This window comes from Sphingopyxis sp. SCN 67-31, assembly GCF_001725095.1.
Genome location: NZ_MEFH01000065.1, coordinates 1 through 19,067, shown reverse-complemented (window position 1 = coordinate 19,067; position 19,067 = coordinate 1). Strand labels below are relative to the sequence as shown.

Sequence of the window (19,067 nt, the reverse complement as noted above, 5' to 3'; positions counted from 1 at the left end):
CCGCGCGGGAGGAGGGGTGATGCCCTTCCGTTCGACCGCTTATTTTGAGGTTCGCCGTCCGCGGCGCGCCGACAGAAAGAAAGGAGGCCATCATGGCCAAGAAGATCAGCGGCTATATCAAGCTGCAGGTTCCGGCGGGGACCGCGAACCCCTCGCCGCCGCTCGGGCCGGCGCTGGGTCAGCGCGGCGTCAACATCATGGAGTTCTGCAAGGCGTTCAACGCCGCGACCGACGGGCTCGAAAAGGGTCAGCCGACCCCGACGATCATCACCGTCTTCGCCGACAAGAGCTTCACCTTCGTCACCAAGACGCCCCCGGCGACCTACCTCATCAAGAAGGCCGCGAACCTCAAGTCGGGCTCGAAGGAACCCGGCAAGCTCGTCGCCGGCAAGATCGCCCGCTCGAAGCTCGCCGAGATCGCCGAGCTGAAGATGAAGGATCTGAACGCCAACGACATTGAACAGGCGACGAAGATCATCGAAGGCAGCGCCCGCTCGATGGGCCTCGAAGTGACGGAGGGCTGAACCGATGGCAAAGCTGACCAAGAAGCAGAAGGCGCTCGAGGGCAAGGTCGACGCGACGAAGCTGCACAGCGTCGATGACGCGCTGAAGACGGTGCGCGAGCTCGCCTCGGCGAAGTTCGACGAAACGCTCGAGATCGCGATGAACCTGGGCGTCGACCCGCGTCACGCCGACCAGATGGTGCGCGGCGTCGTCACGCTGCCCGCCGGTACCGGCAAGGACGTCAAGGTCGCGGTCTTCGCGCGCGGCGACAATGCCGAAAAGGCGCTCGCCGCCGGCGCCGACAAGGTCGGGGCAGAGGACCTGATGGAAGACATGCTCGCGGGTAACCTCGACTATGGCCGCGTCATCGCGACGCCGGACATGATGGGCATCGTCGGCCGTCTCGGCAAGACGCTGGGTCCGAAGGGCCTGATGCCGAATCCGAAGCTGGGCACCGTCACCCCGAACGTCGCCGAAGCCGTGAAGGCGGCCAAGGGCGGTCAGATCGAGTTCCGCGTCGAAAAGGCGGGGATCATCCACGCCGGCCTCGGCAAGCTGTCGTTCGGCGAGGACAAGCTGCGCCAGAACTTCGACGCCTTCGTCGATGCGATCGTCAAGGCGAAGCCGGCCGGCGCGAAGGGCAAATATGTCCGTAAGATCGCGCTGTCGTCGTCGATGGGTCCGGGCGTGAAGATCGACGTCGCCGAAATCGGCGCCTGATCCGCACCACCAAGATTTGGGGAAGGGCCGGGGGAAACTCCGGCCCTTTTCTTTTGGGAAATGCGTATGTCGATCTTCCTCTCGTCATCCCGGATTTGATCCGGGATGACGATGAAGGATAGGCCCGGTCCCGCTTCTGGACCTCCCCTTATTCCCGGAGCCCCCTCAGCGCCGCCCCTGCCGCAAACGGGCCGATCACCGTCAGCAGCAAGCTCGACGCGGCGAGCAGTTTCACGGCGCCGCGCCCGGCGGGGTCGAGCATCCCGGCGCCGAAGATCAGCAGCGGCACCGCCAGCGGCAGCACCAGCAGGCCGCCGATCGCATTGCCGCCTTTCAGCCCCGCCGTGAGCGCCGCGCTCAGTACCGCGAGCGAGGCGAGGGCGGGGATAGCGATGGCGAGGCCGGTCGCCAGTGTCTCGACGCGCGCGCCGTCCTGCGCCAGCAGCGCCGCCGCGGGGAGCAGCGCGATCAGCAGCGGCAGGCCGAAGCCGATGGCGTGGGCGGCGATCTTGATCGCAGCGATGATCTCGTCGGCGAAGCCGCGCACCGCAAGCTGGTCGAGCACGCCCGCCTCGCGGTCGGGACGGACGAGGCGGTCGATGGGGAGCAGCGCGGCGAGCAGCGCCGCGACCCAGACCATGCCGCCGCCGGTGCGCGCGAGCAGCGGCGCATCGGGACCGACCGCGAAGGGAAAGGCGGTCGCGACGAGCAGGAAGAAGATCACCGGCAGCCACAGCGCGCCGCTGCCCCACGCGCGGCGCAGGTCGCGCCAGAACAGGGTGAGGAGGGCGGTCATCGGTCCTTTCCCGTGGCATTGCCGCCCCAAATCCGCTTGTGCTGAGCTTGTCGAAGCACCGTTCTTCCTTCTTTCGAGGGTAAAGGAAAGAACGGCCCTTCGACAAGCTCAGGGCGAACGGAACGGGGGTGGGGTTGATCGGGGATCATGCCAGCGCTCCCAAGTCGAGTTCCGCCATGCCTTCGATCCCAAGCGCGAAATGCGACGCCAGCAGCACCGCGCCGCCGTTCGCGCGGTGCGCGGCGATGGCCGCGACGAGCCGCGCCCGCGCCGTGTCGTCCATGCCGTTCGCAGGTTCGTCGAGCAGCCAGACCGGCGCCGCGCTCATGATCACGCGCGCCATCGCGGCGCGCTTGCGCTGGCCGGTCGACAGCATCGCCACCGGCACTTCGGCGAGCGGGGCGAGCGCCATCGCCTCCATCGCGCGCGCCACCATCGGTCCGTCGATGCCGTCGATCCGCGCCCAGACGTCGAGCGTGCGGCGCAGCGGCAGTTCGGCGTCGAGCGCCGTCGCCTCATCGATCAGCGCGATGCGTTCATGGCGCTCCACGGTTCCGGCGGCGGGGCGCAGCAGCCCGGCGGCGAGGCGGATCAGGCTGGACTTGCCCGCGCCGTTCGGACCGCGCAGCCACAGCGCCTCGCCGCGTGCCAGCGTCAGCGACAGCCCCTCGAACAGCAGCCGGTCGCCGCGGATGCAGGCGACGCCGTCGAGGCGCAGCAGCGCGTCTGTCACGCCATGTCTTCCAGCGCGTGCATATCGTCGTCTGAAAAGCCGAAATGATGGCCGATCTCGTGGATCAGCACATGGCGCACCAGCCAGTCGAGCCGTTCGCCCCCCTCGATCCATTCGACGAGGATCGGGATACGATAGAGCGTCACGCGGTCGGGCATGCCGCCGCTGTGGTCGATGCTGCGTTCGGTGAGCGGGCGGCCTTCGTACAGGCCGGTCAGATCATAGGGATGCTCGATGTCGAGCGAGGCGAGCGTCGCATCGTCGGCGAATTCCTCGATCGCGATCACCACGTCGCGGATGTGCTGCAGAAAAACGTCGGGCAGCGTCGCCAGCGCCGCCTGCGCCATCGCATGAAAGGCGTCGGCGTCGGGCGCGCCGCCGGTCCAGCCAGCGGGCAGGTCGGAAAGGACGGTCTTGTCGGTCATCGCGCCCTTCCTTATGGCGGGCGCGCGGCCTTGACCAGCGGGAGAAGAACAGGTGGTCCAGAAACTCGACGATGCGGCGCGCGCCGCGCTGCTCGCCCGCTTTCCCGACTGGCGGCATGAACCCGACCGCGATGCGATCGTGCGGCGGTTCCTGTTCGTCGATTTCGCGCAGGCATTCGGCTTCATGACCAGCGTCGCGATCGTCGCGGAGAAGATGGATCATCATCCCGAATGGTCGAACGTCTACAACCGCGTCGACATATTGCTGACGACGCACGACGCGAACGGCCTGTCGGAGCGCGACGCCCGGCTGGCCGAGGCGATCGAGGCCTTGCTTTGACGCGCCGATGATCCGCTTCGACCGCGCTTATCAGACACTGGCAATCGGGGTGGCGGCGCTGGCGGGCTTCGTCGACGCCATCGGCTTCGTCGAGACCGCCGGCTTCTTCGTCTCCTTCATGACGGGCAACTCGACGCGCTTCGCGGTCGGGGTCGCGGAGGGGACGCGCGGCGCGGCGATCGCCGGCGGCCTGATCGCGACCTTCGTGGCCGGCGTCGTCGCCGGTTCGCTCGTCGCCGAACAGTATCGCCGCGTTCGGACGCCCGCGGTGCTGTCGTGCGCGACGCTGCTGCTGTGCGCCGCCGCGGGGCTGCGCGCGGTCGATGCGGTCTGGCCCGCGGTCCTGTGCCTGACGCTCGCCATGGGAGTGGTCAACGCGGCGTTCCGCGGGCGCGACGGCGCGGTGGTCGGCGTCACCTATATGACCGGCACGCTCGTCCAGACCGGCTACAAGCTCGCCAACCGGCTGCGCGGCGAAGGCGACGCGCGCTGGTGGCCGCATCTGGCGCTGTGGGCCGGGCTGACCGGCGGCGCGATCCTGGGCGCGGTCGCGGTCATCCAGTGGGGCGTGCTCGCCTATGGCGCCGCGATCGGACTTGCCGCCGCGCTGACGCTGCGCGCCGCGGCGATCGATCGCCAGGCGCGGTGAAGCGGCGCTTGCCTTCGCCGCGCCGCCGCTCCACAAGACCGCAAACCAGAGAGGGGAACAACGCATGTCCGACAGCCTGCTGCGCCGCAAAGTAATCGAGACGGAGGGGCGGGGCGATCAACTGGTGCGCACGCTGAGCTGGCCGCACCTGGTGGCGCTGGGCGTCGGGGCGATCGTCGGCACGGGCATATTGACGCTGATCGGGGTCGGCGCCGACAAGGCCGGACCGGCGGTGATCCTGTCCTTTGCTGTCGCGGGCATCATCTGCGCCTGCGCCGCGCTCGCCTATGCCGAGATGGCGACGATGATCCCGGCATCGGGAAGCGCCTATACCTACAGCTATGTCGTGATCGGCGAATTGATCGCCTGGATCGTCGGGTGGAGCCTGATCCTCGAATATTCGCTGGTGGTCAGCGCGGTCGCGGTCGGCTGGTCGGGCTATGCCGCGCCGCTGCTGCAATCCTGGGCGGGCATGCCGATGGCGTTGATGCAGGGCCCCGAACTGGGCGGCATCGTCAACCTGCCGGCGATCGCGATCATCGCCCTCGTCGCCGGGATGCTGCTGTACGGCACGCGCGAAAGCGCAACGGTCAACGCGATCCTCGTGCTCGTCAAGATCGCGGCGCTCGCCGTGTTCGTCGCGGTCGCGCTGCCTGCCTTCGATGCCGCGAACCTGGAGCCGTTCAGCCCCTATGGCTTCGCCAAGCACATGGGCCCCGACGGCGTCGAGCGCGGGGTGATGGCGGCCGCGGCGATCATCTTCTTCGCCTTCTACGGCTTCGACGCCATCGCGACGGCGGCCGAGGAGACCAAGAACCCCGACCGCGACCTGAAGATCGGGATCGTCGGGTCGATGATCGCCTGCGTCGCCATCTATATCGCCGTGGCCGTCGCCGCGGTGGGTGCGGTCGCCTATGGCCGCTTCGCGAACAGCCCCGAACCGCTGGCGCTGATCCTGCGCGAGCTCGGGCAGCCGCTCGCCGCGCATTATCTCGCTATTTCGGCGGTGATCGCGCTGCCGACGGTGATCCTGGCCTTTTTCTATGGCCAGAGCCGCATCTTCTTCACCATGGCGCGCGACGGCCTGCTTCCCGAAGGGCTGGCGAAGCTGTCGGGACGCGGGACGCCGGTGCGCATCACCATCTTCACTGCGCTCGTCGTCGCGGTGCTGGCGGGCTTCATCCCGCTCGGCGAACTGGCCGCGCTCGCCAACGCGGGGACGCTCGCCGCTTTCACCGCCGTCTCGCTGTGCATGCTCATCATGCGCCGCCGCGCGCCCGATGCGCCGCGCACCTTCCGCGCGCCGATGCCGTGGGTGGTCGGCATCGTCGCGATGCTCGGCTGCGTCTATCTCTTCTTCAGCCTGCCGGTGAATACGCAGATCTGGTTCTGCGTGTGGAATGCGGCGGGTCTCGCCGTCTATTTCCTCTATGCGCGCAAGCGCGCGCTGGCGGCGACAGCAGGCTGAGGTCGGTCCGGCCGCATCGGGCGGGGCGCCCATGCGGTCGAGGGCATGGTATCCACACGGGGGGAGGTAATGATGCGGTGTTGGGGGCGGATGCTGGTCGTGGCGGCGGCGGCGCTGCCGGCGGGCGCGGCATCGGCGGGCGAGGAACCGCTTTACCGGCCGGCGCCCGAGTGGGTGACGCCCGTCAAGCTGCCCGATATGGCGAGCGCGCCGAACGGGTTGCTTGTCCTCGACATCCAGCAGCGCGTCGACGGGCCCACCGTCTGGGCATTCAGCGACACGGCGGTGAAGATCGGCACGCCCGAGGAACTGTCGCAAAGCAGCAACATCGTGCTGCCCTGGTCGCCCGACAAGGGCGACCTGATCATCCACCAGCTCGTCATCCTCCGCGACGGGACAGAGATCGACGCGCTCGCCAACGGGCAGAAATTCACCGTGCTGCGCCGCGAACAGGCGCTCGAGCAGCGCGAACTGACCGGCATCCTGTCGGCGGCGCTGGCGGTCGAGGGGCTGCGCGTCGGCGACACGCTGCGGCTGCGCATGTCGACGACGAGCAAGGATGCGGCGCTCGGCGGGCGCAGCCAGCTCGCCGTCCCGCTGCTCGCCGAACCGGTTCGCGTCGCGTCGGCGTCCTATCGCCTGTCGTGGCGCAAGGACGAGCCGCTCAAGTGGCAGGCGCTGACCGGCGGCGTCGACGCCGCGCCGCGGCGCAACGGCGATTTCATGGAGTTGCCGATCGCGCTGCCGCTGGCGAAGCAGCCCGAGATGCCCGACGATGCGCCGATCCGCTATCGCCGGCCGCCGATGGTCGAGGCCTCGACCTTTACCGGCTGGGACGATGTGTCGAAGGTGATGGCGCCGCTCTATGCGACCGAGGGGACGATCGCCGACGGCAGCCCGATCGCGGCCGAGGTGGAACGGATCATGGCGGCGACCGACGATCCGCTGCGCCGGACGGCGATGGCGCTGCAACTGGTGCAGGACAAGGTCCGCTATCTGGCGGTCGGCATGGACGGTGGCAATTATGTACCGCAGACCCCCGCGAAAACGTGGGATGCGCGCTATGGCGACTGCAAGGCCAAGACCCTGCTGTTGCTCGCCATGCTGCACGCGATGGAGATCGACGCGGAGCCGGTGATGGCGCATGCCCAGCTCGGCGACGCGATCCCTTCGCGGATTCCGAGCGTGCTCGCGTTCAACCATATCCTCGTGCGGGCGCATGTCGGGGGTAGGGCGCTGTGGCTGGACGGCACGGCGCTCGGCACCAGGCTGCCCGACCTCGGCGACCCGCCGCCTTTCGGTCATGTGCTGCCGGTGCGGGCGGCCGGCGCGGAACTGGAGCGGATCGACGCGCGCCCGCCGGCGCGGCCGATCGTCGATCTCGCCCTCGACGCCGACGAAAGTACCAGCGTTGACCTGCCGTCGGTGATGACGGTCGACATGACGCTGCGCGGCCAGCTTGCGAGCCTGCTCACGCTGGCCTCGTCGCAACTCGGCGCGAAGGAGAGCCGCGACCTGACCCAGCGCCTGCTGCAGGAATATGTCGGCGAAGCCCAGTTCGAAGATGTGACCGTAACGCCGGCGGTCGAGGACGGCAGCGTCTCGATCCGCGCCCGCGGCGTGTTCGGCAGCGCCTGGGATCGCGTCGACAAGCGCACCGAGCGCTGGCTGGCGCGCATTCCCGATATCGTGGCGTTCGCGCCCGACCGCGCGCGCGCCGCCTGGGCCGAGATTCCCGTGGCGACGCCGGGTCCCGATCGCGCCCGTTACCGCCTTCGCATCCGTCTGCCCGACGGTGGGCGCGGGTATCGGATCGAAGGCGAAGGGGCGCTCGACGGCCGCTATGGCGGATATGAGGTGCAGCGATCGGTGACGCTGGCCGACGGCATCGTCACCGTCGACGAGACGCTGGCGACCTCCGGCATCGAGATTCCGGCGGCGCAGGTCGCGGGAGAGCGCGACCGGGTCGCGACGATGCTGGGGCAGGCGCCGCGGATGATCGCGCCCGAGGACGCGCGCCGTCGCTGGAACCTCGCCGGGGCGGCTTCGACGTCGCAGCTCGACGCGATCAAGGCGATCTATGCGGCCAATGCCGCCAAGGCGGACGAGGAGAATATCACCGCGCTGACCAGCGCCACGTCGTTCCAGCGCGGCATCGGCGATTTCAAGGCGGCCGAGGCGATGCTCACGCGGCAGATCGCGCTGCTTCCTTCGGTCGATGCCTATCTGGAGCGGTCGGCGGTCCGCAAGGAGCTGGGCAACAGCACGGGCGCGATCGCCGACGCTGAGGAGGCGCGCAAGCTCGACCCATCGTCGGCGTCCGCGATATCGTCGCTGGCGTGGCTGGTCGCCGCGCAGGGCGATGTCGACCGGGCGGCGCGGCTGCTCGACGAGCGTATCGCGCTGGGCGGCAAGGCGCGCGACGATTTCCGCTTCGCCAAGGCGGCGATGGTCGGCGAGTTCGGTGAAGCGCAGGCCGCCATCGACGCGTTCGACGCGCTGATCGGGGAGAAGCCGGGCTCGCCGGCGCTGCTCAACGCGCGCTGCTGGGTGAAGGCGACGCGCAACGTCGCGATCGACACTGCGCTCAAGGACTGCACCTCGGCGATCGAGCTGAGCGAGAGCACGGCGAACATCCTCGACAGCCGCGCGCTCGTGTGGATGCGGCTCGGCCGCGACGAGGATGCGCTGCGCGACCTCGATGCGGCGCTGTCGCAAATTCCGGCGCTCGCCTCCAGCCGCCTGCTGCGTGCGATCGTCAACAAGCGGCTGGGCCATGGCGAGCGAGCGGCGGCCGACCTGGCGGTTGCCCGCCAGCTGTCCCCCGCGCTCGAACGCGATTACGCGCGGTTCGGCCTGAAACCCTGATCTTCGGGCGCGCGCCAGTCGAAGGCCAGCGGCGCCTCGCGAAAGGCGAAGCGGTCGAGGTGGCGGGCGACCACCTCTTTCAGCGCTTCGAGATGCTCGGCGCTGCTGGCGTCGATGCGGACGGTCAGCGCGGCGGCGGTGGCGTCGAAGGTGACGCGCGCGTCGCCGGGCCAGTCGGCCCCGCGCACATCGCGCGGGAACACGACCGTTCCGCGATCGGGGGTGAACTCGACCGCCAGATTATGCTGCCAATGCTTGCATAACTGCTGGAGGTATCGGCTGGCGTGGCCGGTCGGCACCGTGGCGGTGGCGGCGCTCATCGCTTCCTCCGTCACAGCCGCTCGATCTTCTGCGCCGCCTCGTCGATCAGCGCGACGACCTGGTGCACCGTCGCCTCGTCGAGGTCGCGCGAACGCAGCCGGTTGACGAGCACCGCGCGCAGGTTGCCCATCGCGCGGCGGACCGACGCGCTGTCGGTGCGCTGCTGCTCCTCGCCGATCGCGGCAAGGCGCGCGATCAGCGCTTCGACGAGCTCGCGGTTCGCCGCCAGTTCCTCTTCGCCGGCGGCGGTGATCGCGAACAGCTTCTTCGCGCCTTCGCTCTGCTGCGCCTCGATCTGCCCCATGTCGTCGAGCAGGGTAAGGGTGGGATAGACGACGCCCGGGCTCGGCGCATAGGTGCCGCCGGTCAGTTCCTCGATCCGGCGGATCAAGTCGTAACCGTGGCGCGGTTCGTCGGCGATCAGCTTCAACAGCACGAGCCGCAGTTCGCCGCTGTCGAACATGCGGCGACGCGGACCGCGCGCGCCGTCGTCATGGCCGCGCCGGCCGCCGAAGCCCGGACCGAACCCATGGCCGAAGCCGCGTCCGCCGCGATGCATGCCGTGCCGTTTGCCGCAGCCGTCCTTATGTCGATGAAAATGCATGATATCTTTCCTTTATGTGTTTCAAGATGTTTCTAAGATATATCTTAAATAGATTTTGGCAAGGGCGAATGATGAGTTTCATGTGGCGCCGGGTCATTTTGAATGCGGCCGCTGAGATCTGACTCCCCTCCCGCAGGCGGGGAGGGGAGATCAGGTAGGCGCACGACATCCTAATGCCCCCCCACGCCTTGACTTTGCGCGTCGCGCCGCTATGAGCGCCCCCGTGTTGTCAGGGCCCTGGCCCCGGCAATTCCGTCCGAGACCGTTGGTGCGGGGGATTTGCCCCGCTTAATTTCCAGCCTAGACGGGGAACAGTCTTTATCGGTCGCCCGCCTGGCCCCGCCCGGCGTTCGCGGCTTGACCGACCCCATCGGACATCGTTGCGCGCGGATCGGCGGGATGCGTCCCGTGTCTGTCCGTGCGTGTGTCAGCCGCCCGGCGGCGCGCGCATTCCGGTGCGCGGGCTTTCGGGCATGAGTGGAGAAACAAGGCATGGATCGTGCTCAAAAGGCCGAAGCCGTATCCGCGCTGAACGCCACGCTGTCGAATGCAGCCTCGGTTGTGATTGTTCGCAACCTGGGCCTCACCGTCGCCCAGTCGACGGTGCTTCGCCAGCAGATGCGTGACGCCGGCGCGAGCTTCAAGGTCTCGAAGAACCGCCTCGCCCGTATCGCGCTCGACGGCACGCCCTATACCGGTATCGGCGATCTGCTGACCGGCCCCACGGCCATTGCTTCATCCGCCGACCCGGTGGCTGCTGCGAAGGTCGCGGTGGAATTTGCCAAGACCAACGACAAGCTCGAGATCGTTGGCGGCGGCATGGGGGACGTGATCCTCGACGTGGAAGGCGTGAAGGCGCTGGCGGCGCTGCCATCGCTCGACCAACTGCGCGCCACGCTGGTCGGCCTGGTTCAGGCCCCGGCCACCAAGGTTGCCCAGATCGCGGCAGCCCCGGCGGGTCAGCTTGCGCGGGTGTTTGGCGCCTATGGTGCCAAGGAAGCGGCATAAGTCTTTTATCTGATTATCTATCTGCAACAATTCACCGGGTTTTCCCGGTCCCATATGGAGAATGAACATGGCTGATCTTGCCAAGATCGTTGAAGACCTGTCGGCGCTGACCGTTCTGGAAGCCGCCGAGCTTTCGAAGCTGCTCGAAGAAAAGTGGGGCGTTTCGGCCGCCGCCGCGGTTGCGGTTGCCGCTCCCGCCGCTGGTGGCGCCGCTCCGGCTGCCGAAGAGCAGACCGAATTCGACGTCATCCTGACGGGCGACGGTGGTCAGAAGATCAACGTCATCAAGGAAGTTCGCGCGATCACCGGCCTGGGCCTGGGCGAAGCCAAGGCGCTTGTCGAAGGCGCGCCGAAGGCCGTCAAGGAAGGCGCCAACAAGGCGGAAGCCGAAGAAATCAAGAAGAAGCTGGAAGCTGCCGGCGCGACCGTCGAACTCAAGTAATCGGTCGTGCGGGCCGCGGCGGGCCTGTCCCGCCGCTTCCGCTAAAAGAAAAAGGGCGGTGCCGTATGGCGCCGCCCTTTTTCTGTTGGTCAGCCGCGGGTCAGGCCGGGACGGCGCGTCTCGCCCAGACGACCCGGCGCCGGCCGGCGTACCTCCTGCTCGGCCGCCGGGGCCGGGGCGGGGCGCTGCGAAACTTCCCACGCGCTCACCGGCTTGCGGCGCAGGTCCTTCTGGCCCGCGAGCATGGCGTCGTACCGGGCGCGGTCCTGTCGATCGAGGAAGCGTGCGCGCACGAGGCGCTTGCGGAGCGTGACGAAGGGGTTGTCCGGGGTAGGGCCGGCCATCGCCATCGCTTCGTGACGACCCATGCCTGCAGCAGGGGTTGCGGCAAAGGCGGGCGCGCTCGGCGGCGTCGGCGAGGGTGCGGGAACCGCCGGGACCGGATCGGCTGCACGGGCATCGTCGATGAAGACGGTGTCGAACGCTTCTTCCTCATCCGCCGTGCGGCGGCGGCGTGCGAAGGCGAGGCCGGCGCCGCCGATCACCAGCAAGGCCGCGGCGCCGCCGACGATCTCCCAGGGAAAGGAGTCATTGCCCGTCGCGCGCTGCGCAACTGGTTCGGCCATGGTCTCGGCCGGCGGCGCAACGGTCGCGGGGGCTGCGGCAAGCGGAGCGGCCGCCGTCATCTCGGTGGCTGGCGCCGCTTCGGCTGTTTCGGCGGGGGCTGTTTCGACGGGCGCCGGCGCGGCGGCGGCCCGAGCGGACTCTGCCGCGCGCGGCCGTGCCGGGGCACGCTGCGCCTGTGTCGGGGCCGCTGCGGCTGCCGCCTTCGGTTCGGCCTTGGGCGTGTCCGCCTCGTCGGGCGGCGCGATATCGAGGGGAACGCGGATCACCGGCTGCGGCGCGGGCGGCGTGGCGACGGGGGCCGTGGAAGCGGCCGGGCCGGGTGCCGGAACGGTCGGTGCGGCGACCGGCGGGCTCATCGGCATCGTGGGGGATATTGTGGGAGGCGCCGTCGGCGCTTCCTGCGCGAAAGCGGCAGGGGCGGACAGGACCAAGAGCGCGGCAATCGCGCTCGTGGCGGGGCGGGAGAGGGCAATATGTCTTGTCATCGTGACAATCGAACGGATGGCGCGCGCAAAGCGCTGCCCAAAATAGCCGATTTCCACGATGAGCCGTTGTCCTGAGGCGGCTGGGCGAAGATTGGGCGCTGCGGCAAGCGCTCGCTGCGCGTGACCGAGGCGCTGCTGCGTCCGCCCGAAGGCGTCAGTCGGCGACCCAGTTGCCGTGGAATCCCGGCGGCACCCGGTGCGGCAGATGCACGACGGCTTGCGGCGGTCCGCTGAAGTCGTCGGCGTTCAGGATCGTCAGTTCGGTCGTCTGGTCGTTCATGTCGACGACCAGCCCGATCAGCCAGCCGTCGTCCTCTGCGCCCGCCGCCGCGCGCGGCACGAAGACGAATTCGCCGGGATGGCGTCCGGGGCCGAAGTCGCGCGCTTCGGTCGTGCCTTTCTCCAGATCGTGGCGCAGCAGCCGTGTCTCGGCGATCGCCATCTCTGCGCCGGCGCTTTCGGGCAGCGCGACGCTGTAGATATAGCGATAGGGGCGCGTCGTCAGCCGCTCGTCGTAACGCGGGAATTCCTGCGGCTGGTCGTCGATGACCGTGCGCAGCGTCGTCCGCGCCGCGGGATCGATCGTCCAGCGTTCGAGGCGCGACCGCTCGCTGTCGGGGCCGCGTTTCGAGCGCGCGAACATCGTATCGTGCGCGACGACATCGACGATCACCTTGCCGTCCGCCGTCTCGAACGCATTGGCAGGGTGAAAAACATAGCAGGGATCGACCGGCACCCAGACGATGTCGTCGCCGCGCCCGGTGCGGGGCAGCAGGCCGATCCGCGCTGGATGACGCTCGTTCCACGCATAGGGAAAGCTGTGTCCGGCGAGCAGCGATTTCATCGAGAAGGTGACGGGCAGGTCGAAGACCAGCGCATAATGTTCGGTGATCGCGCAGTCGTGGATCGACGGCCCGTCGCTGACCGCGACCGGTTCTTCGCGGATCACATGCGCGTCGGCGTCGAGGACGACGTGCCACACGCGGTTCGGCTCGCCCCCGGCATAGGTGACCGCATGCGTCTCGTTGGCGAAGGAGTCGTGGTGCGGGTGCGCGCTGTAGGGACCGGCGAGCGTGCCGTCGAACGGATTGTGCGCGATGCTGTCCAGCGTGTCGGACAGTTCGACCGGCTTGCCGCCCGCCTCGACGATCGCAAAGGTCCGCCCCGCCAGCCCGACGACATTGGTGTTCGGCGCATCGTTGCGGTCGCCGCGCGGTCCGGGCGGCAACGGTTCGCCGAGCGCCTCGCACGCCTCGGCCCCGCGCACCCAGCGGTTGCGGTACCAGTGCGCCCGGCCGTCCGCGATGCGGATGCCATGGACCATTCCGGCGCCCGTGAACCAGTGGTAGCTCGCGGGATCGGGGGGGAGAGCCGGATTGGGGCCGTTGCGCAGGTAGCGGCCGGATAGCGCGGCGGGAATATCGCCCTCGACGCGCAGCGCCTCCAGCGTCAGTTCCTCGGTCATCGGCGTGTGGATGCCGGTCAGATAGGGGTGCGCGTCGGTCGGACGGGGCAGGCGCCTGCGATTATAGTCCGCCACCTTGGTGATACTCTTGGTCACCGCGCTGCGGATCAGATTTTCGACGTTGCTGGCCATGGCAGTGCTCCTCCGCTCCTCGGTCCGGACTCTGCGCTTGCGCGATCGAGTCGCTATGTTTACGGTGGCAACATGACAGACGATGATAACAGTGTCAACTTGGAAAGCGGCCTGGCCGCGCCAGCGCCGGCGCCGCACGGGGAGGGAGCCGCGCCGCGGGGCGGCTCCTATCACCATGGCGACCTGCGCGCGGCGGTGATCGCGGCGGGGATGAAGCGGCTGGCGGAGGGCGACGGGGGCGACCTGGGCCTGCGCGCATTGGCGCGCGACGTGGGGGTGAGCGCCACCGCCCTTTATCGCCATTTCCCCGACAAAGAGGCCTTGCTCGACGCGCTTGCCGACGAAGGGCTGCGGCGACTGGGCGCGCTTCAGGCGCAGGCGTGGCTGAAGGCGGGGGGCGGCAAGGCGGGCTTCCTTGCGACCGGCATCGCCTATGTCCGCTTCGCGCATGACGAGCCCGCGATCTTCCGGTTGAGCTTCACGCGGCAGATGCCGGAGCGTTATCGCGACGGCGGCGCCGACGGGGGAGAGACCGCCTATCATCTGCTGCGCGCCGGGGTGGCGCAGGCGCTGCCCCATCTCGACGATCCCGAACCCGCGTCACTCCACGCCTGGGCAGTGGTCCATGGCCTCGCCATGCTGATCCTCGATCACCGGGTCGAATGGGACGAGACGATGGTAGAGAAGGTCGTCGGCCTGACCTTCGGCGTCGCCGAATAGGAACCCTCCTTCCGGATGCACCATACGAAGAAGGGCGCGGAACCGCGATGGTTCCGCGCCCTTCCTGTTTGCGATCTTCGACGCGTCAGTTCGCAGAGCGATCCGGCGTCTCGGTATCGGCATCGGCAACCGCTTCGCTCGCGGCAGCGGGAGCGGTCGCTTCGGCGACCGCCGCGGCGAACTGCTCGGCGGTGAAGCTGGTGGCGAGGCCCTTGGGCGAGAGGAAGAAGGCATGGCGCGGCAGCTTGACGTCGCCGCTCGACGTCGCGACGACGATGCCGTCGGCTTCGACCAGCTTGACCTTGCCAACCACGGCGCTGCCATTCGCGCCAAGGATGTCGGCACCCGGCTGGATCGCGGCGTCGAGTGCGGCGGCGGTCTGGGCGGCCGCCTGATCGACCGCGGCGGTCAACTGCGCGCGGGTGATGGTGATCGCGGGGCCCTTGTCGGACTGGCCGAATGCATTCTTGGGCAGGGTGACCGGCTTGTCGCCCAGCATCACGACGATATTGTCGCCGACCTCGCTGGAAACCGGACCGATTTCGGCGCCTTCGGAATCATAGACGACCGTTCCGGGCGCAAGATTGGGGCCGGCCGCGGCCTGGGCCGCCTCCTGCGCTGCCGCCGGGGCAGCAGCGGCGAGGGCCATGCCGAGGGAAAGAGACGTCATCAAACAGGCGATCTTTCGCATCGCGTTCATTCTCCTTGGTGATCAACAGACATGCACGCTGAACCCGCCAGCGCGCGATATGGCCAACGCGATGCTGCCGAACCGTGCGTTCGGCGGGACGAGTCGTGTAATCGGCCGCGACGGGGCGGCGACGGCGCTCGGCGCCGATGTGCATTTTCGGCCGCAAAGGCCTAGGCTCGCCGCGGCTGTCCGAGTCCGGGGGCCCGCAAAGGAGAAAAAGGATGAGTGACGCAAGCTGGCTGCCGAGCCTGACGACCGAAACGCCCGAAGAGGGCTTCTTGCTCGCGGTCAAGATGGCGCGTGTCGCGGTCAAGCTGACGCAGCCCGACGCCGCGGTCCGTGATGCGGGGCGGGTGGCCTATGGCGGCAACGCCGATTCGCTGATCGCCGCGTCGCAGGTCGTCGCGACCCATTTCGCGACCGTTGCCGCGGCGAACGATTACTGGAAGGGCCGGTGACGGCCGGAGTGGGCGCGGCCCCCGAACTCGACATTGCGCGCTGGTTCAACAGCGCGCCGCTGTCGCTCGCGGCGCTGCGCGGCCGCGTCGTGGCGATCGGCGCCTTCCAGATGCTGTGCCCCGGCTGCGTCGCCAACGGCCTGCCGCAGCTCCAGCGGATATATGAGCTGTTCCCGAAGGAAGCGGTCGCCGTCATCGGCCTGCACAGCGTGTTCGAACATCATGCCGCGATGACCCCGGTGTCGCTCGAGCCCTTTCTCCACGAATATCGCATTGCCTTTCCGGTGGCGGTCGATCGCCACGACGATCCGGCGGGCATGCCGGTCACCATGGCGCGCTATGGCCTGCGCGGCACGCCGAGCCTGCTGCTGATAGACCGGCAGGGCCGCCTTCGCCTGCATCGCTTCGGCCATGTCCCCGACCTTGCCGTCGGCGCCGCGATCCAACAACTGCTCGACGAGGGGGAGGGCGCGATTCCGCCGGTCGGGCAGGAGGGCGACGTCTGCGCCGTCGGAGGCGATTGCGGCTGAGGGTGCGGGTCCGAGCCCGCTTCAACATGCTTCGTCATGCTGAAACAAGTTCAGCATGACATGGGGGTGAGTGCGCGGGGCATCGTGGCAACCTCCCCACGTTGACAGCGCGCGCCTCCGATCCTATATCGCGCCCACACCTCCTTACGTCCGGGACGGGTCCGACCTTGCGCAGCGGGCCACAGGAATAGGGCGTCGGGGATTTCGGGATGCGTTGAGAAGCTGCGGTAAACCGGCAACGGTTGCCTGCGGCCTTTTTGCGTCACTATCGCGCTCGCGACTTGATTTTTTGCAGGCGAGACAATCACATATGGCGACCAAGGCGACGTCGGTGGGCAAGGCCCTCGAAGCAACCGCAAGCAAGCGAATCCGCAAGCTGTTCGGCAACATCCACGAAGCGGTGGAGATGCCCAACCTCATCGAGGTGCAGCGCGAATCCTATGAACAGTTTCTGCGGTCCGACCCCTCGGTCGGTTATGTCTCGGGCCTCGAAAAGACGCTGCGCAGCGTTTTCCCGATCCGCGATTTCGCCGGCACCGCCGAACTCGACTTCGTCCACTACGAACTCGAAGATCCGAAATACGACGTCGAGGAATGCCGTCAGCGCGGCATCACCTATGCGGCGCCGATGAAGGTCACGCTGCGCCTGATCGTGTTCGAGGTCGACAGCGAAACGGACACCCGCTCGGTCCTCGATATCAAGGAGCAGGACGTCTACATGGGCGACATGCCGCTCATGACCGAGAACGGCACCTTCTTCATCAACGGCACCGAGCGCGTCATCGTGTCGCAGATGCACCGCTCGCCGGGCGTGCTCTTCGACCACGACCGCGGCAAGACGCACTCGTCGGGCAAATATCTGTTTGCCGCGCGCGTCATTCCCTATCGCGGCTCGTGGCTCGATTTCGAGTTCGACGCCAAGGACATCGTCAACGTCCGCATCGACCGCAAGCGCAAGCTGCCGGTCACGACTCTGCTTTATGCGCTGGGCATGTCGGGCGAGGACATCCTCAATTTCTTCTACGACCGCCTCGTCTTCGAACGCGCCGAGAATGGCTGGAAGGTGCCCTTCGTCGTCGAGAACTGGCGCGGTGCCAAGCCCGCGTTCGACGTCGTCGACGCCAAGACGGGCGAAGTCGTCTTTGCGGCGGGCCACAAGATCAGCCCGCGTCTCGCCAACAAGGCGGCCAAGGACGGGCTCGACACGCTGCTGATCCCGACCGAGGAAATCTTCGGCCGTTATTCGGCGTATGACCTGATCAACGACGCGACCGGCGAAATCTATATCGAGGCCGGCGACGAAGTGACGGCCGAGAATCTCGAAAAGATGGACGCGGCGGGCATCGACAAGCTGGTGCTGCTCGACATCGACCACAACAACACCGGCCCGTGGATCCGCAATACGCTGAAGGCCGATAAGGCCGAGGACCGCGACCAGGCGCTGAGCGACATCTATCGCGTCATGCGCCCCGGCGAACCGCCGACGCGCGAGACGGCGGAAGCGCTGTTCGGCGGCCTCTTCTTCGACCCCGAGCGTTACGACCTGTCGGCGGTCGGCCGCGTCAAGCTCAACATGCGCCTCGGCCTCGATGCCGAGGACACGGTGACGACGCTGCGCAGCGAGGACATCCTCGCCGTGGTTAAGGAATTGGTGAACCTGAAGGACGGCAAGGGCGAGATCGACGATATCGACAATCTCGGCAACCGCCGCGTCCGTTCGGTCGGAGAACTGCTGGAAAATCAGTATCGCGTCGGCTTGCTGCGCATGGAGCGCGCGGTGAAGGAGCGCATGTCGTCGGTCGACGTGTCGACCGTCATGCCGAACGACCTGATCAACGCGAAGCCCGCGGTCGCCGCGGTGCGCGAATTCTTCGGCTCGTCGCAGCTCTCGCAGTTCATGGACCAGACCAACCCGCTGTCCGAAGTGACGCACAAGCGCCGCGTGTCGGCGCTCGGGCCGGGCGGTCTGACGCGTGAGCGCGCGGGCTTCGAGGTCCGCGACGTTCACCCGACCCACTATGGCCGCATCTGTCCGATCGAAACGCCGGAAGGTCCGAACATCGGTCTGATCAACAGCCTCGCGACCTTTGCGCGCGTCAATAAATACGGCTTCATCGAGACGCCGTATCGCCGCATCGTCGACGGCAAGGTGACCAACGAGGTCGTCTATCTGTCGGCGATGGAGGAATCGAAGCACACCGTCGCGCAGGCGAACGCCGATCTCAACCCCGACGGCAGCTTCGCCGAGGAACTGATTTCGGCGCGCGAGGCGGGCGAATTCCTGATGGCGCCGAAGGGCCAGATCACGCTGATGGACGTGTCGCCGAAGCAGCTCGTTTCGGTCGCGGCGTCGCTGATCCCCTTCCTCGAGAACGACGACGCCAACCGCGCGCTGATGGGATCGAACATGCAGCGTCAGGCGGTGCCGCTGCTGCGGGCCGAGGCGCCCGTGGTCGGCACCGGCATGGAAGGCACCGTCGCGCGCGATTCGGGCGCGGCTATCGCGGCGCGCCGCGGCGGCATCGTTGACCAGGTCGACGCGACCCGCATCGTCATCCGCGCGACCGACATGGTCGAACCGGGCAAGTCGGGCGTCGACATCTATCGCCTGCAGAAGTTCCAGCGCTCGAACCAGAACACCTGCATCAACCAGCGCCCGCTGGTGAAGGTGGGTGAGGTGATCCGCACCGGCGACATCATCGCCGACGGTCCGTCGACCGAACTGGGCGAACTGGCGCTCGGCAAGAATGTGCTCGTCGCCTTCATGCCGTGGAACGGCTATAATTATGAGGACTCGATCCTCATTTCCGAGCGCATCGTGAAGGACGACGTCTTCACCTCGATCCATATCGAGGAGTTCGAGGTCACCGCGCGCGACACGCGCCTTGGGCCGGAAGACATCACCCGCGACATTCCGAACGTCGGCGAGGAAGCGCTGCGCAACCTCGACGAGGCGGGCATCGTCTATATCGGCGCCGAGGTCGGCCCGGGCGACATCCTGGTCGGCAAGATCACGCCGAAGGGCGAAAGCCCGATGACGCCGGAAGAAAAGCTGCTGCGCGCCATCTTCGGCGAAAAGGC

Annotated in this window: 20 protein-coding genes; 12 read left to right on the top strand and 8 right to left on the bottom strand. The window is 67.8% G+C overall.

Features of this window, described 5'->3' with window-relative positions; translation table 11 throughout:
- Window positions 1-92 precede the first annotated feature (92 nt).
- Together rplK and rplA are read left to right on the top strand one after the other, a co-directional pair.
- Entirely contained in the window at window positions 93-524 is a 432-nt protein-coding gene (gene rplK / locus ABS88_RS13425) for a 50S ribosomal protein L11 (protein ID WP_067109329.1), read from the top strand.
- Between the two features lie 4 nt (window positions 525-528).
- The gene (gene rplA, locus ABS88_RS13420) at window positions 529-1,224 is read left to right on the top strand and encodes a 50S ribosomal protein L1 (RefSeq protein ID WP_067109326.1); all 696 of its coding nucleotides are present in this window, start codon (window positions 529-531) and stop codon (window positions 1,222-1,224) included.
- Between the two features lie 148 nt (window positions 1,225-1,372).
- Here rplA and ABS88_RS13415 read toward each other — a convergent pair whose 3' ends face one another.
- The 3 genes from ABS88_RS13415 to ABS88_RS13405 all read right to left on the bottom strand — a co-directional run bounded on the left by ABS88_RS13415 (window position 1,373) and on the right by ABS88_RS13405 (window position 3,178).
- Complete coding sequence (locus tag ABS88_RS13415; RefSeq protein ID WP_076076275.1) at window positions 1,373-2,020, bottom strand: heme exporter protein CcmB; 648 nt, start codon at window positions 2,018-2,020, stop codon at window positions 1,373-1,375.
- A 145-nt stretch (window positions 2,021-2,165) separates the two neighbouring features.
- Window positions 2,166-2,753 (bottom strand): heme ABC exporter ATP-binding protein CcmA, encoded by a 588-nt coding sequence (gene ccmA, locus ABS88_RS13410; protein ID WP_076076272.1) that lies wholly within the window; start codon window positions 2,751-2,753, stop codon window positions 2,166-2,168.
- On the bottom strand, window positions 2,750-3,178 hold the full coding sequence (locus ABS88_RS13405) for a metallopeptidase family protein (protein WP_067109316.1): 429 nt from the start codon (window positions 3,176-3,178) through the stop codon (window positions 2,750-2,752). Before ABS88_RS13405 ends, ccmA begins: the two co-directional genes overlap by 4 nt.
- Window positions 3,179-3,230: 52 nt before the next feature.
- Between ABS88_RS13405 and ABS88_RS13400 the strand changes: the two genes are divergently transcribed.
- The 4 genes from ABS88_RS13400 to ABS88_RS13385 all read left to right on the top strand — a co-directional run bounded on the left by ABS88_RS13400 (window position 3,231) and on the right by ABS88_RS13385 (window position 8,503).
- Window positions 3,231-3,518 (top strand): 4a-hydroxytetrahydrobiopterin dehydratase, encoded by a 288-nt coding sequence (locus ABS88_RS13400; RefSeq protein WP_076076270.1) that lies wholly within the window; start codon window positions 3,231-3,233, stop codon window positions 3,516-3,518.
- A gap of 7 nt (window positions 3,519-3,525) precedes the next feature.
- The gene (locus tag ABS88_RS13395) at window positions 3,526-4,167 is read left to right on the top strand and encodes a YoaK family protein (RefSeq protein ID WP_076076267.1); all 642 of its coding nucleotides are present in this window, start codon (window positions 3,526-3,528) and stop codon (window positions 4,165-4,167) included.
- Between the two features lie 64 nt (window positions 4,168-4,231).
- Window positions 4,232-5,635 carry an amino acid permease gene (locus ABS88_RS13390; protein WP_076076264.1) on the top strand — a complete coding sequence of 468 codons (1,404 nt, stop codon included), beginning with the start codon at window positions 4,232-4,234 and terminating at the stop codon, window positions 5,633-5,635.
- Between the two features lie 69 nt (window positions 5,636-5,704).
- Entirely contained in the window at window positions 5,705-8,503 is a 2,799-nt protein-coding gene (locus tag ABS88_RS13385) for a DUF3857 domain-containing protein (protein ID WP_234002451.1), read from the top strand.
- On the opposite strand, the gene ABS88_RS13380 is transcribed toward ABS88_RS13385, so the two are convergent.
- The gene (locus tag ABS88_RS13380) at window positions 8,476-8,823 is read right to left on the bottom strand and encodes a DUF2218 domain-containing protein (protein ID WP_286749985.1); all 348 of its coding nucleotides are present in this window, start codon (window positions 8,821-8,823) and stop codon (window positions 8,476-8,478) included. The two genes, ABS88_RS13385 and ABS88_RS13380, sit on opposite strands and share 28 nt — an antisense overlap.
- An 11-nt stretch (window positions 8,824-8,834) precedes the next feature.
- Entirely contained in the window at window positions 8,835-9,428 is a 594-nt protein-coding gene (locus ABS88_RS13375) for a PadR family transcriptional regulator (RefSeq protein ID WP_420894022.1), read from the bottom strand.
- 492 nt (window positions 9,429-9,920) lie between these two features.
- On the opposite strand from ABS88_RS13375, the gene rplJ reads away from it, so the two are divergent.
- Window positions 9,921-10,436 carry a 50S ribosomal protein L10 gene (gene rplJ, locus ABS88_RS13370; RefSeq protein ID WP_076076256.1) on the top strand — a complete coding sequence of 172 codons (516 nt, stop codon included), beginning with the start codon at window positions 9,921-9,923 and terminating at the stop codon, window positions 10,434-10,436.
- Window positions 10,437-10,503: 67 nt separating this feature from the next.
- On the top strand, window positions 10,504-10,878 hold the full coding sequence (rplL, locus tag ABS88_RS13365) for a 50S ribosomal protein L7/L12 (RefSeq protein ID WP_067109294.1): 375 nt from the start codon (window positions 10,504-10,506) through the stop codon (window positions 10,876-10,878).
- Window positions 10,879-10,967: 89 nt separating this feature from the next.
- On the opposite strand, the gene ABS88_RS13360 is transcribed toward rplL, so the two are convergent.
- Window positions 10,968-11,861, bottom strand: a complete 894-nt coding sequence (locus ABS88_RS13360; protein ID WP_076076253.1) for a hypothetical protein — start codon at window positions 11,859-11,861, stop codon at window positions 10,968-10,970.
- Window positions 11,862-12,144: 283 nt separating this feature from the next.
- The gene (locus ABS88_RS13355; RefSeq protein ID WP_076076251.1) at window positions 12,145-13,587 is read right to left on the bottom strand and encodes an 8'-apo-carotenoid 13,14-cleaving dioxygenase; all 1,443 of its coding nucleotides are present in this window, start codon (window positions 13,585-13,587) and stop codon (window positions 12,145-12,147) included.
- A gap of 72 nt (window positions 13,588-13,659) precedes the next feature.
- Between ABS88_RS13355 and ABS88_RS13350 the strand changes: the two genes are divergently transcribed.
- Entirely contained in the window at window positions 13,660-14,307 is a 648-nt protein-coding gene (locus tag ABS88_RS13350) for a TetR/AcrR family transcriptional regulator (RefSeq protein ID WP_104959778.1), read from the top strand.
- An 85-nt stretch (window positions 14,308-14,392) separates the two neighbouring features.
- Here the strand turns inward: ABS88_RS13350 and ABS88_RS13345 are convergent, their stop codons facing one another.
- Window positions 14,393-14,977 carry a hypothetical protein gene (locus ABS88_RS13345; RefSeq protein WP_286749984.1) on the bottom strand — a complete coding sequence of 195 codons (585 nt, stop codon included), beginning with the start codon at window positions 14,975-14,977 and terminating at the stop codon, window positions 14,393-14,395.
- Between the two features lie 242 nt (window positions 14,978-15,219).
- On the opposite strand from ABS88_RS13345, the gene ABS88_RS13340 reads away from it, so the two are divergent.
- From ABS88_RS13340 to rpoB, 3 genes are all read left to right on the top strand, one after another.
- Complete coding sequence (locus ABS88_RS13340; RefSeq protein ID WP_076076248.1) at window positions 15,220-15,456, top strand: hexameric tyrosine-coordinated heme protein; 237 nt, start codon at window positions 15,220-15,222, stop codon at window positions 15,454-15,456.
- Window positions 15,453-15,986, top strand: coding sequence for a redoxin domain-containing protein (locus ABS88_RS13335; protein WP_199775003.1), 534 nt, complete (start codon window positions 15,453-15,455; stop codon window positions 15,984-15,986). Before ABS88_RS13340 ends, ABS88_RS13335 begins: the two co-directional genes overlap by 4 nt.
- Before the next feature lie 310 nt (window positions 15,987-16,296).
- On the top strand, window positions 16,297-19,067 hold a 2,771-nt coding region (rpoB, locus tag ABS88_RS13330; RefSeq protein ID WP_286749983.1), incomplete at its 3' end, for a DNA-directed RNA polymerase subunit beta.

Coding starts and splice junctions, on each gene's coding strand:
- rplK (WP_067109329.1), top strand. CDS start 93: ATGGCCAAGAAGATCAGCGGCTATATCAAGCTGCAGGTTCCGGCGGGG.
- rplA (WP_067109326.1), top strand. CDS start 529: ATGGCAAAGCTGACCAAGAAGCAGAAGGCGCTCGAGGGCAAGGTCGAC.
- ABS88_RS13415 (WP_076076275.1), bottom strand. CDS start 2,020: ATGACCGCCCTCCTCACCCTGTTCTGGCGCGACCTGCGCCGCGCGTGG.
- ABS88_RS13405 (WP_067109316.1), bottom strand. CDS start 3,178: ATGACCGACAAGACCGTCCTTTCCGACCTGCCCGCTGGCTGGACCGGC.
- ABS88_RS13395 (WP_076076267.1), top strand. CDS start 3,526: ATGATCCGCTTCGACCGCGCTTATCAGACACTGGCAATCGGGGTGGCG.
- ABS88_RS13390 (WP_076076264.1), top strand. CDS start 4,232: ATGTCCGACAGCCTGCTGCGCCGCAAAGTAATCGAGACGGAGGGGCGG.
- ABS88_RS13385 (WP_234002451.1), top strand. CDS start 5,705: ATGATGCGGTGTTGGGGGCGGATGCTGGTCGTGGCGGCGGCGGCGCTG.
- ABS88_RS13380 (WP_286749985.1), bottom strand. CDS start 8,823: ATGAGCGCCGCCACCGCCACGGTGCCGACCGGCCACGCCAGCCGATAC.
- ABS88_RS13375 (WP_420894022.1), bottom strand. CDS start 9,428: ATGCATTTTCATCGACATAAGGACGGCTGCGGCAAACGGCACGGCATG.
- rplJ (WP_076076256.1), top strand. CDS start 9,921: ATGGATCGTGCTCAAAAGGCCGAAGCCGTATCCGCGCTGAACGCCACG.
- rplL (WP_067109294.1), top strand. CDS start 10,504: ATGGCTGATCTTGCCAAGATCGTTGAAGACCTGTCGGCGCTGACCGTT.
- ABS88_RS13360 (WP_076076253.1), bottom strand. CDS start 11,861: ATGAGCCCGCCGGTCGCCGCACCGACCGTTCCGGCACCCGGCCCGGCC.
- ABS88_RS13355 (WP_076076251.1), bottom strand. CDS start 13,587: ATGGCCAGCAACGTCGAAAATCTGATCCGCAGCGCGGTGACCAAGAGT.
- ABS88_RS13350 (WP_104959778.1), top strand. CDS start 13,660: ATGACAGACGATGATAACAGTGTCAACTTGGAAAGCGGCCTGGCCGCG.
- ABS88_RS13345 (WP_286749984.1), bottom strand. CDS start 14,977: ATGACGTCTCTTTCCCTCGGCATGGCCCTCGCCGCTGCTGCCCCGGCG.
- ABS88_RS13340 (WP_076076248.1), top strand. CDS start 15,220: ATGAGTGACGCAAGCTGGCTGCCGAGCCTGACGACCGAAACGCCCGAA.